Below are 11862 nucleotides of genomic sequence, written 5' to 3'. Positions count from 1 at the left end.
TAGCGCGCCGCTGCCGTCGACCGCGCTGATGCTGTGCGTGCCGGCGGCGCTGGCGGGCTGTCGTGAGGTGGTGCTGTGCACGCCGCCGCGCGCCGACGGCTCTGCCGACCCGGCGGTGCTGGTCGCGGCCGCCCTGTGCGGGGTGGACCGGGTGTTCAAGCTCGGCGGCGCCCAGGCGATCGCGGCGATGGGCTACGGCACCGAAAGCGTGCCGTCCTGCGACAAGCTGTTCGGCCCGGGCAACAGCTACGTCACCGAGGCCAAGCAGCAAATCGCGCAGGCCGGCGCGGCGGCGATCGACATGCCGGCCGGGCCGTCCGAGGTGCTGGTGATCGCCGACGCCGGCGCCGATGCGGCCTTCGTCGCCGCCGACCTGCTGTCGCAGGCCGAGCACGGTCCCGATTCGCAGGTGCTGCTGCTGTCCGACAGCGCCGCGCTGATCGAGGCGGTGGAGAACGAACTGGAGCGGCAGTTGGCGACGCTGCCGCGCGCGGCGATCGCCCGGCAGGCGCTGGCCGCGTCGCGGCTGATCCGCGTCGACACGCTGGATGACGCCTTCGCCATCAGCAACCGCTACGCCCCGGAACACCTGATCCTGGCGCTGCGCGCGCCGCGCGACTGGCTGGACCGGGTCGAGGCCGCCGGCTCGGTATTCCTCGGCGACTACACCCCTGAGGCGCTGGGCGACTACTGCAGCGGCACCAACCACGTGCTGCCGACCAGCGGCGCGGCGCGTGCCTACAGCGGCGTGAGCGTGGCCAGCTTCCAGAACTTCGTCAGCGTGCAGAGCGCCAGTGCCGCCGGCATCGCCGCGATCGGCGGTTGCGCGGTGTTGATGGCGCGCGCCGAAGGCCTGGACGCGCACGCCAACGCGGTGGCGCTGCGCATGGAGAAGGCGGCATGAGCCAGACTCCAGACGCACGCGCCGTGCTGGCGTTGGTCCGCCCGGACCTGCGCGAGTTCGCCGGCTACTCGTCCGCGCGCAGCAGTGCGCTGCAGGGCGAGATCTGGCTCAATGCCAACGAATCGGCCTGGGCCAACGCCGCCGACGGTGACGCCGGCAATCGCCGCTATCCCGACCCCCAGCCGCCGGCGCTGCGCGCCGCGCTGGCGCAGCTGTACGCCTGCGCCCCGGACCAACTGCTGCTCGGCCGTGGCAGCGACGAGGCCATCGACCTGCTGCTGCGCGCCCTGTGCGAGCCGGGCCGCGACGCCATCGTCATCACCCCGCCGGTGTTCGGCATGTACGCGGTGTGCGCGCGGCTGCAGAACGCGCGCGTGGTCGAGGTGCCGCTGCGCGATACCGCCGAGGGCCTGCTGACCGACATGGACGCGGTGGTGGACGCCGCATTGAGTCAGATGGCCAAGCTGGTGTTCCTGTGTTCGCCGGGCAACCCCGGCGGTGCGGCGATCGCGCTGGCCGACATCGATCGTGCCGCCGAGCGCCTGCAGGGACGTGCGGTGCTGGTGGTGGACGAAGCCTATGGCGAGTTTTCCGACGAAGCCTCGGCCACCAGCTTGCTTGCGCGCCATGCCAACCTGGCGGTGCTGCGCACGCTGTCCAAGGCGCACGCCCTGGCGGCGGCGCGGATCGGCTGCGTGATCGCCGATCCGGCGCTGATCGCGGTGCTGCGCCGCTGCCAGGCGCCGTATCCGATTCCGGCGCCGTGCACGCAGCTGGCGCTGGCCGCGCTGCAGCCCGAACCGCTGCGGCAGACAGCGGCGCGGGTGCAGGAGGTGCGGACCGAGCGCACGCGCATGCAGGCCGCGTTGGCGGCGTTGCCGGGCGTGCGTCAGGTGTATCCGTCGCAGGGCAATTTCCTGCTGCTGCGCTTCGACGACGCCGAGGGCGCGTTCCAGGCGCTGCTGGCGGCCGGGGTGGTGGTGCGCGACCAGCGCGCCGCGCCGGGCCTGGGCGATGCGCTGCGCATCACTTTGGGCACGCCGGCGCAGAACCAGCGCGTGCTCGGCGCCTTGCAGGCATGGAGGGCGGCGGCATGACCCCGATCCTGTTCGTGGACCGCGATGGCACCCTGATCGAGGAGCCGGCCGATTTCCAGATCGACGCCTACGAGAAGCTGCGCTTCGTGCAGGGCGTGATCCCGGCGATGCTCAAACTGCGCGACGCCGGCTACCAGTTCGTCATCGTCACCAACCAGGACGGCCTCGGCAGCGAGGCCTACCCGCAGGCCGCCTTCGACGGGCCCAACGACCTGATGCTGCAGATCTTCGCCAGCCAGGGCATCGTGTTCCGCGAGGTGCTGGTCGACCGCAGCTGGCCGGCCGACAATGCGCCCACGCGCAAGCCCGGCATCGGCCTGATGCTGCCGTACCTGCAGGACCGCAGCATCGACTGGGCGCGCTCGGCGATGGTCGGCGACCGCATCACCGACATCCAGTTCGCCGAGAACCTGCGCATCCGCGGCTTCCAGTTGCGCACTGCGCAGTTCGGCGGCGAGTGGGACTGGGCCGGCATCGCCCACGAACTGGCCGATGCGCCGCGGCGTGCGCGGGTGCAGCGCGACACCAAGGAAACCCGCATCGCGGTGGAACTGGACCTGGACCTGGCGCGCGACCCGCACTGCGCCACCGGCCTGCCGTTCTTCGATCACATGCTCGAGCAGATCGGCAAGCATGGCGGCTTCGCCCTGGACGTGCGCGCCGAGGGCGACCTGCACATCGACGAACACCACACCATCGAGGACACCGGTCTGGCCTTGGGCCAGGCGTTGCGTCAGGCGCTGGGCGACAAGCGCGGCATCGGCCGCTACGGCTTCACCCTGCCGATGGACGAGACCCTGGCCAGCGCCGCGCTGGATTTCAGCGGGCGCCCGTACTTCGTGTTCGAAGGCGAGTTCAAGCGTGAGCGGGTCGGCGATATGCCCACCGAACTGGTGCCGCACTTCTTCCGCTCGCTGTGCGATGCGGCCGGGCTGAACATGCACCTGAGCGTGCGCGGCGACAACGACCACCACAAGGTCGAGGCCTGCTTCAAGGCGCTGGCCCGCGCCTTGCGCCAGGCGTTGAAGCGCGAGGGCGCAGCGCTGCCCTCGACCAAGGGCGTGCTGTGAATCGGTGCGTCGTGGACACGCGGAGGGTGCGATGAGCACGGTGGCCTTGATCGACGCCGGCGGCGCCAACCTCGGTTCTGTGCGCTATGCGCTGCAGCGGCTCGGCGTGGAGCCGCGGCTGGTGCGCGACGTGGCCGGTCTGCAGGGCGCGGAGCGGGTGATCCTGCCGGGCGTGGGGGCGGCGCCGCATGCGATGGCGCGGCTGCGCGAGCAGGGCCTGCTCGAGCCGCTGCGCGCGCTACAGGTGCCGCTGATCGGCATCTGCCTGGGCATGCAATTGCTGTTCGAGCATTCCGAAGAAGGCGATGTCGATTGCCTGGGCCTGCTGACCGGCGTGGTCCGGCGCATGCCGCCGGCGCTGGGCATCCGCGTGCCGCACATGGGCTGGAACCGGCTGTTGCCGCTGCGCCCGTCGTCGTTGCTGGCGGGCGTGCCGGACGGTGCCAGCGCCTATTTCGTGCATGGCTATGCCGCACCGGTCACAGGCGACACTGTCGCCGCCTGCGATCATGGCGGTCTGTTCACCGCGGTGGTGCAGCATGGTCGCCGCTGCGGTGCGCAATTCCATCCCGAGCGCTCCGCCGACACCGGCGCGCGCATCCTGCGCAACTTCCTCGAGACCGATTTCCCATGAGCTTCGTCGTCTATCCCGCCCTGGACATCCGCGACGGCCGCGTGGTGCGGTTGGCGCAGGGCGACTACGCCCGCGAGACCCACTACGGCGACGATCCGCTGCGCCGCGCGCAGGCCTTCGCCGAGGCCGGTGCGCAGTGGATGCACCTGGTCGACCTGGATGCGGCCCGCGCCGGCGGCTACACCTTGGCGCCGCTGCTGCAGCGGATCCACAGCGAGACCGGGCTGCAGGTGCAGACCGGCGGAGGCGTGCGCTCGCGTGCCGACGTGCAGCGCCTGCTCGATGCCGGCGCCAGCCGCGTGGTGATCGGCTCGCTGGCGGTACGCGACCGCGAGTCGGTGCTGGAGTGGCTGGCCGAATTCGGTCCCGAGCGCATCACCGTGGCGCTGGACAGCCGCCAGGACGCGCACGGCGTCTGGCGCCTACCGGTGCACGGCTGGACCGAGACCTCGTCGCTGAGCCTGGACGCGCTGGCCGGCGAGTACGCCGCGGCCGGCCTGATCCACCTGCTGTGCACCGACATCGCCCGCGACGGCATGCTGTCCGGGCCGAATCTAGCCTTGTACGCGCACCTGCGGCAGCTCGCGCCGGCGTTGGCGGTGCAGGCCTCCGGCGGCATCCGCAACGCTGCCGACGTGCGCGGCGCGCGCGAGGCCGGCTGCGCCGGTGCCGTGCTCGGCAAGGCCTTGCTGGAAGGGCGGCTGCGCCTGGACGAGGCGCTGGCATGCTGAGCCGGCGCATCATCCCGTGCCTGGACGTGCGCGAAGGGCGCGTGGTCAAGGGCGTCAAGTTCCGCGACCACGTGGACATGGGCGACATCGCCGAACTGGCACTGCGCTACCGCGATCAGGGTGCCGACGAACTGGTGTTCTACGACATCGGTGCCAGTCCGGAGGGGCGCTCGGTGGACTACGCCTGGGTCGAGAAGGTGGCGCGGTTGCTGGACATCCCGTTCTGCGTGGCCGGCGGCATCCGCGACGTCGCCACCGCGCGCGCGGTGCTGCACGCCGGCGCCGACAAGATCTCGATCAATTCGCCGGCGCTGGAGCGGCCGGCGCTGATCGCCGAGCTGGCCGAGGCGTTCGGCGTGCAGTGCGTAGTGGTCGGCATCGATTCGATCCGCGAGGACGACGGCCAGTGGCGCGTGCGCCGCTTCACCGGCGATCCCAGCAAGACCCAGGCGCTGCGCGTGCGCACCCTGGACTGGGTGGTGGAGGCGCAGCGCCTGGGCGCCGGCGAGATCGTGCTCAACTGCATGGACAGCGACGGCGTGCGCCGCGGCTACGACATCGCCCAACTGCACGAGGTGCGCGCCCTGTGCAAGGTGCCGCTGGTGGCCTCCGGCGGCGCGGGCGAGATGCAGCACTTCGCCGACGTGTTCGAGCGTGCCGACGTCGATGGCGCGCTGGCCGCCAGCGTCTTCCACAGCGGCGCGATCGCCATTCCCGAACTCAAGCGCTTCCTGCGCCAACGACAGATCGAGGTGCGCGATGGCGCATGAACACTCCCACGACGCGGACGCCGCCGATGCGGCGCTGGACTGGGGCAAGGGCGACGGCTTGCTGCCGGTGGTGGTGCAGGATGCCGCCACGCTGCGCGTGCTGATGCTGGGCTATATGAACCAGGAGGCGCTGGCGCAGACGCGCCGCAGCGGCCAGGTCACCTTCTACAGCCGCAGCAAGCAGCGGCTGTGGACCAAGGGCGAAAGCTCCGGCCATGTCCTTGACTTAGTGGCGATCGACACCGATTGCGACCGCGACACCTTGTTGGTGCTGGCGCATCCGCGCGGGCCGACCTGCCACCTTGGCCGCGACAGCTGTTTCCCGCAGGCGCCGGGCCAGTTCCTGGGCGCGCTCGATCGGCTGGTCGCGCAGCGCGAGCGCGAACGGCCTGCGGGCAGCTACACCACGCAGCTGTTCGAGAAGGGCACGCGACGCATCGCGCAGAAAGTGGGCGAGGAGGGCGTGGAAACCGCACTGGCCGGCGTCGCCCAGGGCGACGAGGAACTGCTCGGCGAGTCCGCCGATCTGCTCTACCACCTGACCGTGCTGCTGCGCGCACGCGGCCTGGGCCTGGCCGATGCGGTGGCCGTGCTGGAAGCGCGGCAGCGCTGAGTCTGTCCGGCGCGGTCATCGCCGTGTCGATGTCGTTGGCTACAATCGGGGGCCCTCGGCTTCTCCGGATGTTCCGCATGCTGCGCACCGTCGTCCTTGCCTGCCTGTTGGCCGCCACCGCTCCCGCCGTGGCGCAGACCGCGACGATCAGCGGCAGCGTCTACCAGGAGCGCGATAACGCCCCGGGCCGCGGCCCGGGCGATGCCGGCATCGCCGGCGTGCAGGTGTCCGACGGCGTGCACATCGTCCGCACCGACGCGCAGGGCCGCTACCGCCTGCAGGTGGAGCCCGGCCGCACGGTGTTCGTGATCAAGCCCGATGGCTACAGCTTCGCCAGCGCCGGCAACGGCCTGCCGGACTACTGGCGGCACTACGCGCCCGCCGGCTCGCCCACGCTAAAGTATCCGGGCATCGCGCCCACCCGCGGCGCCACCGACCACTGGGACTTCGCGTTGCGCGCGCAGCCCAAGGCCGACAGCACCGAGGTGCTGGTGTTCGCCGATACCCAGACCGCATCGATGACCGATGTCGGCTACTACGCCCGCGACATCGTCGCGCCCTTGCGCGGCAAGACCCACGCGCGCATCGGCACCACCCTGGGCGACGTGGTCAGCGACGACCTGTCGCTGTATCCGGCGCTGAATGCGGAAACCGCCAAGCTCGGCGTGCCGTGGTTCCATGTGCCCGGCAACCACGACCTCAACTTCGACGCGACCGACGACGTCGATTCGCTGTCGAGCTGGCGTGCGGTCTACGGTCCCGACACCTACGCGGTGGAAGAGGGCGGCGCCAGCTTCGTGTTCCTGGACGATGTGGTCTACCAGCCGACGCAGCAGCCCAAGTACATCGGCGGCCTGCGCGCGGACCAGTTCGCGTTCCTGCAGGCCTACCTGGCCAGCGTGCCCAAGGAGCGGCTGGTGGTGCTGGGCCTGCACATCCCGCTGTTCGATGCGGCGCCCGGCAAGGAGACCTTCCGCCATGCCGATCGCGCGCGGTTGTTCGCGCTGCTGCAGGCGTTCCCGCATGTGCTGGTGCTCAGCGGCCATAGCCACACCCAGCGCCACTATTACCACGGTGCCGACGAGGGCTGGCACGGCGCGCAGCCGCTGCACGAATACAACGTCGGCGCGGCCTGCGGCGCGTTCTGGTCCGGGGTCAAGGATGCCGAGGGCATTCCCGCCGCGACCATGGCCGACGGCACCCCGAACGGCTATGCACTGCTGACCGTGCGCCGCGACGGCGGCTATGCGCTGGCCTACCACGCCGCGCGTGCCGCCGACGACACCCAGATCGGCCTGCATGCGCCGAAGGTATTGCGCCGCGGTGCCTATCCGGCCTGGGGCGTGTACGCGAACGTGTACATGGGCGAGGACGACACGCGCGTCGAGTACCGCGTGGACGACGGCGCCTGGAAGCCGATGCAGCGGGTCGAACAGCCGGACCCGGCTCTGCTCGCCGAGAACGCGCGCGACGATGCCGCCGACGCGTTGCGCGGCTACGATCGGTCGCCGGAAGCGATTCCCTCGCAACACCTGTGGCGCGGCGCCTTGCCGACCGACCTGAGCGTGGGTGCGCACCGCATCGAGGTCCGCGCGTTCGACCGCTGGCGCGGCGAGCAGCACGCCAGCGGCAGCTATCGATTGCAGGACGCCTCTCCCTGATCGCGCCGCGGTTGCGACGCTGGCGTCGCGTCCCGGCGATGCCAGGTCAGTCGCGATCTAGGTTCTTTTGACCGCCGTCCTGGGCTGTGCCCGGCGCACGCGGGCGCTGGGCGAAGTAGAATCGGCTGTTGTCGTTGGCGATGACGCCGATGAGCCGATCGGCGCCGGCATTGGCGAATGTGCCGCCGTTTGTCCAGTTCGGCGCGCCGTCCCAGGAGCCGTTCCAGCTTTCATCTGCAAGTTACTCGAAGGACATGCTTTGCATTGATTGAGTAACTGCACTGCTCCACGCGGTTCGCCAGTTTTACGTCATGCGTTTGCTTGTCCGCATACCTGCAACGTACGGTGACGAATCGGCCCTCATCGTAGATGTAGCCCAGAACCCAATGGCCGTATCGCTCCTTTGCCACGTCGGGCTCAAGCGCTGCGAGATCCTGTGGTTCTCCATCGAATGCATCGATGGAGCGAAGTGGCTGATCCTGTCGAATGGGGCAGACTGAAGGCGCGGCGAGCACGGTACTCCAGGCAAAAAGGCAAAGTAGAAGAGCGGCAATTTGCTTGCTCAATGGCATAGACGTTGTTTCCATTGTTTGCAGCTCGTATCTGCGCTGCCGTGCCTGCGGATCCGTCAGTATCAAGTCGGGCGCGGCGAAGGCCCATTCTTCATCGGATACGTCGGTTGGATAGAGGCGTGGTGGCTTCATCGCCTACGATAGCCGCGTGAACTCCAAGTTCATAACACGCTCTAGGCTTGGCCATTGCTGAGAACAACTACACCATCGACCTGCTGAGACGGTTGTGGACCATCGCTGCGGCGCGGTCCGGCGTACTACCGGTCTGGAGTCGGCATGAAACAAAAAAACCTCCATGAAGGAGGCCTATAAAACGAGAGGATCCTGGCTGGCGAGCGAAGGCTGGCTGGCGGGCGGATCGGTGCGCAGCTGGCTGGCGAAAGGCTGGCGGGCTTGCTGCGGGGCGCAGTGTAACGGCTGCGCGCGATCGGCGATCGAATGCGAATTACTCTCATCTATGGGGTTGCTGCAGACTCCTGCTCCGGACCCCAGGCGCACCGAGCGTGGGGGTCTTACGTGCATTGCTCGACGGAGCAGGGCGGCTCAATGCGCGGGAGCGGCAGTCGATGGCGGTCGCGCCGGTTTTGCGGGCGCCGGGGGAGCAGTGGTTTGCGTGGTCCCGGGCGCGTGGTCCGGTTCGCCATCGGTCGCAGTCACTGCGTCGTCCGCATCGGGTTCCGGATACGGATAGGGCGGTGCGGCGGCGTTCGGCAACTGCGCGCGCCAGTGCTGCAGCCACGCGCCGATGCGCGCGCCCACGTACAGCTGCGGATACGACGGCGCCTCGCCTTCGGCCTGCTCGCGTGCGCTGATCTCGGCACTGGCTAGGCGATAGCTGTCGACCAGATCGGTGGTGTGCGCCAGCGCGTCGATCAGCCAGGCGCGGCCGAAATAGGTGGCGCTGGCGGTGTTGCCGCAGCCGAACGAGGGCCGGTCGCGACGCGCGGCGGTGATCACCAGGGTGTCGGCGGTCTTCAGCGCCGGCACGAAGCCGCCGGAGTAGCAGGCGGAGATCACGATGATGCGGTTGCGGATGCCGGCGTCGTCGAGCAGGCGGCGCAGTTCCTGCGGCGTGATGGTGTCGTACTCGGCATCCTCGCCGGGGCCGAACTGCAGATACAGCTCGTGCTGCTCGGTGCCGTGGCTGGTCAGGAACAGCAGCAGCGCGTCCTCGCGCTTGTCCATCAGCTTGCCGATGCGGTCCAGCGTATCGGCCAGGTTGTCGTAGGACGCCTGCGGCGCGTAGGCGTGCGCGCCGAGATTGTCGCCGTGGTTGATCAGGGTGGCGATGCGGCCAGCGGCGCCAAAGCGATGCGTGAACATCTGCCGCAGGTACAGCACTTCATTGCGGAACACGTCCTCGCTGGCGTCGCCGGCGAAGCCGACCACGTACAGGTCGGGGACGCCCGGGCGCTGCGCCTGCAGCGATCCCAGCGCCTGGCGCAGCTGCGCCTGGTCGACCGGATCCTGCGCCGCCTCGTCCTGTGCGGTGTCGGCCGGGCCGGCCGGCATGGCGCCGGCATCGGAATGGCAGGCGGGCAGCGCCAGCGCCAGCAGCGCGGCCGGCAGCAGCCGGCGCCGCAGCACGGCCAACGGGCGCCGCAACGCCGCCAGGGCGGCCATCAAGGCAGCGACAGGCCTGCGCATGCGCGGGGACTCAGAAGCCCAGGTCGGCGAAGCTCTCCGCGCGGCGGTGGCCGTTGCAGGCTTCGCCCTGGCGCGGTTGCGGGTAATCGTCGCGGCGGTCGATCAGCACCGTGTCCACGCCGGCGGCGCGGGCCGCATCCAGTTCGGCGACCACGTCGGACAGGAACACGATCTGCGCCGGCGCCACCCCGATCGCCTCGGCGATGCGCGCGTAGCTGGGTTGCTCGCGCTTGCCGCCGATCTCGGTATCGAACCAGCCGGAGAACAGGCCGCGCAGGTCGCCGGCGTCGCTGTGGCCGAAGAACAGCTTCTGCGCCGGTACCGAGCCGGACGAGTACACGTACAGCGCGCGGCCGTCGGCATGCCAGCGGCGCAGCGCCGGCGCGGCATCGGGATAGATGTGCGCGGTGAAGTCGGCATCGCGGTAGCCGGCTTCCCAGATCATGCCCTGCAGCGCCTTCAGCGCGGTGTGCTTGCGGTCCTCGTCGATCCAGCCCTGCAGGGTCTCCACGATCACCGCATCGGTGCAGATGCCGCCGCATTCGCTGGCGACGGCATCCAGCCATTGCCGCACCTGCGGCTGCTGGCCGTGCTCGCGCACGAAGCCGGGCAAGGCGCGGCGCGCATAGGGGAACAGCACGTCCTTGACGAAGGAGATGCTGCTGGTGGTGCCTTCGATGTCGGTGAGTACGACGCGCGGATCGGTCATCGCTCAGTGCGCCTCGCCACGCAGCTTCGCCTCGTAGCGCGGGAAGCGCTGGGCGATGTCGGTGCCGGTGAAGTGGCCGACCCAGCCATCCGGCTCGGTGAAGAAGCGGATCGCGACGAAGCGCGGCTCCGGCCCCATGTCGAACCAGTGGTGGGTGCCGTCGGGCACGGCGATCAGGTCGTCCTGCACGCATTCGATCTCGTAGACCTTGCCGTCCACGTGCAGGGTGAACAGGCCGGAGCCGGCGACGAAGAAGCGCACCTCGTCTTCCTTGTGGAAGTGCTCGTCGAGGAACTTCTTGCGCATCTCCTCGCGCTGCGGGTTGTCCGGGGCGATGCTGACCACGTCCACGGTTTTGAAGCCGTTGGCGGCGACCAGGCGGTCGATGTCGGCCTTGTAGGCGGCCATGACCGCGTCCGGCGAGGCGCCGGGCTCGATCGGCTGGTTGGCCTGCCAGCGCTCGAAGGTGACGCCGATCTTGCGCAGTTCGGCGGCGATCGCGTCGCCATCGCGGCTGTCGAACAGCGGCGCGTCGGGAGTGGTGTCGGCGAAGATGCGGAGTCGGCTCATGGCGGCGGGCGAAAGCGGAGTGGGGACGAAAAGGGTAGCAGGTGCGCGGCCGGCGGCCGTTGCGGCGCTGGAACGCTGTCGCGCCGCGGCGGATCAGCCGGCGGCGCGCAGTTTGCGCAGCTCCAGCTCGCAGTGCAGCAGGAACTCGAAGGCTTCGAGGTGGCGGCGCGCTTCGGCCATGTCGCGGCCCCAGGCGTACAGGCCGTGGCCGTCGATCAGGTAGCCCCACAGCGGCGTGCGATCGAGCAGGGCGTCGACCTGCGCGGCCAGCACGGTCATGTCCTGGGTGTTGGCGAACACCGGCAGGTCCACCGCGGTCTCGTGGGTCTGGTTGCCGTGCAGCGCCTTCAGCAGCTCGTAGCCTTCCAGGCGGATATGGCCCTGCGGGGCGTACAGGCGCGAGGCGATGGTCTGCACCGGCGAGTGCGTGTGCAGAATGCAGCCGACCTCGGGGAAGCGCCGGTACAGCTGGGTGTGCAGCAGGGTCTCGGCGGACGGACGCAGCGGACGGCCGACGGCCTGGCCGTCGAAGTCCACCACCATGATGTCGTCCTCCACCAGCCGGCCCTTGTCGCGACCGGAGACGGTGATCGCGGCATGGCGATCGTCCAGGCGGTGCGAGAAGTTGCTGCTGGTGGCGGGCGTCCAGCCGGCCTGCGAGAGCTCGCGGATGTTGTCGATCAGCAGGTGCGCCAGCCTGCGCAGGCGCTCGGAATCGTAGGGCAGTGCGTTCATGCGCGTAGTGTAGGGCTTGGGGGTTGGATTGGGATGACAGGTGGCTGGATCCACGCGCATCTGCTCATGCCGTACCCTCACGCCCCCCCCTCTCTAGAGGGATCACTAGCGGTCGGACCCTCACCCCAACCCCTCTCCCGGAGGGAGAG

General features: G+C 69.7%; 13 protein-coding genes. 8 read left to right on the top strand and 5 right to left on the bottom strand.

What is annotated here, in order from left to right:
* From hisD to D183_RS0100585, 8 genes are all read left to right on the top strand, one after another.
* Positions 1-904 (top strand): histidinol dehydrogenase (hisD, locus tag D183_RS0100620; protein WP_017907280.1); only part of this gene is annotated, 904 nt, incomplete at its 5' end.
* Complete coding sequence (gene hisC / locus D183_RS0100615) at positions 901-2001, top strand: histidinol-phosphate transaminase (RefSeq protein WP_017907279.1); 1101 nt, start codon at positions 901-903, stop codon at positions 1999-2001. The genes hisD and hisC, both read left to right, overlap by 4 nt.
* Positions 1998-3071 carry a bifunctional histidinol-phosphatase/imidazoleglycerol-phosphate dehydratase HisB gene (hisB, locus tag D183_RS0100610; protein ID WP_026144072.1) on the top strand — a complete coding sequence of 358 codons (1074 nt, stop codon included), beginning with the start codon at positions 1998-2000 and terminating at the stop codon, positions 3069-3071. Before hisC ends, hisB begins: the two co-directional genes overlap by 4 nt.
* Before the next feature lie 31 nt (positions 3072-3102).
* On the top strand, positions 3103-3705 hold the full coding sequence (gene hisH, locus D183_RS0100605; RefSeq protein ID WP_017907277.1) for an imidazole glycerol phosphate synthase subunit HisH: 603 nt from the start codon (positions 3103-3105) through the stop codon (positions 3703-3705).
* Positions 3702-4436, top strand: coding sequence for a 1-(5-phosphoribosyl)-5-[(5-phosphoribosylamino)methylideneamino]imidazole-4-carboxamide isomerase (gene hisA, locus D183_RS0100600; RefSeq protein ID WP_017907276.1), 735 nt, complete (start codon positions 3702-3704; stop codon positions 4434-4436). The genes hisH and hisA overlap by 4 nt, the downstream gene beginning before the upstream one ends.
* Positions 4430-5206, top strand: a complete 777-nt coding sequence (hisF, locus tag D183_RS0100595) for an imidazole glycerol phosphate synthase subunit HisF (RefSeq protein ID WP_017907275.1) — start codon at positions 4430-4432, stop codon at positions 5204-5206. The genes hisA and hisF overlap by 7 nt, the downstream gene beginning before the upstream one ends.
* On the top strand, positions 5196-5819 hold the full coding sequence (gene hisIE, locus D183_RS0100590; RefSeq protein WP_017907274.1) for a bifunctional phosphoribosyl-AMP cyclohydrolase/phosphoribosyl-ATP diphosphatase HisIE: 624 nt from the start codon (positions 5196-5198) through the stop codon (positions 5817-5819). The genes hisF and hisIE overlap by 11 nt, the downstream gene beginning before the upstream one ends.
* A 77-nt stretch (positions 5820-5896) precedes the next feature.
* Positions 5897-7480: a calcineurin-like phosphoesterase C-terminal domain-containing protein gene (locus tag D183_RS0100585; protein WP_026144071.1), complete on the top strand. Its 1584-nt coding sequence runs from the start codon at positions 5897-5899 to the stop codon at positions 7478-7480.
* A 230-nt stretch (positions 7481-7710) separates the two neighbouring features.
* On the opposite strand, the gene D183_RS26085 is transcribed toward D183_RS0100585, so the two are convergent.
* The 5 genes from D183_RS26085 to D183_RS0100560 form a co-directional block, all read right to left on the bottom strand.
* Entirely contained in the window at positions 7711-8184 is a 474-nt protein-coding gene (locus D183_RS26085) for an STY0301 family protein (protein ID WP_232757170.1), read from the bottom strand.
* A 411-nt stretch (positions 8185-8595) separates the two neighbouring features.
* On the bottom strand, positions 8596-9699 hold the full coding sequence (locus D183_RS0100575; RefSeq protein ID WP_106405153.1) for a C13 family peptidase: 1104 nt from the start codon (positions 9697-9699) through the stop codon (positions 8596-8598).
* Between the two features lie 10 nt (positions 9700-9709).
* Entirely contained in the window at positions 9710-10408 is a 699-nt protein-coding gene (gene mtnC / locus D183_RS0100570; protein WP_017907270.1) for an acireductone synthase, read from the bottom strand.
* Positions 10409-10411: 3 nt separating this feature from the next.
* Complete coding sequence (locus tag D183_RS0100565) at positions 10412-10978, bottom strand: 1,2-dihydroxy-3-keto-5-methylthiopentene dioxygenase (RefSeq protein ID WP_017907269.1); 567 nt, start codon at positions 10976-10978, stop codon at positions 10412-10414.
* Positions 10979-11071: 93 nt separating this feature from the next.
* Positions 11072-11713, bottom strand: a complete 642-nt coding sequence (locus tag D183_RS0100560; RefSeq protein WP_017907268.1) for a methylthioribulose 1-phosphate dehydratase — start codon at positions 11711-11713, stop codon at positions 11072-11074.
* Positions 11714-11862: the final 149 nt, after the last annotated feature.

The sequence above is a fragment of the Xanthomonas sp. SHU 199 genome (assembly GCF_000364665.1).
Classification (GTDB): domain Bacteria; phylum Pseudomonadota; class Gammaproteobacteria; order Xanthomonadales; family Xanthomonadaceae; genus Xanthomonas_A; species Xanthomonas_A sontii.
The sequence above is the reverse complement of the archived record's forward strand: the minus strand, read 5'-3'. Positions and strand labels throughout refer to the sequence as shown.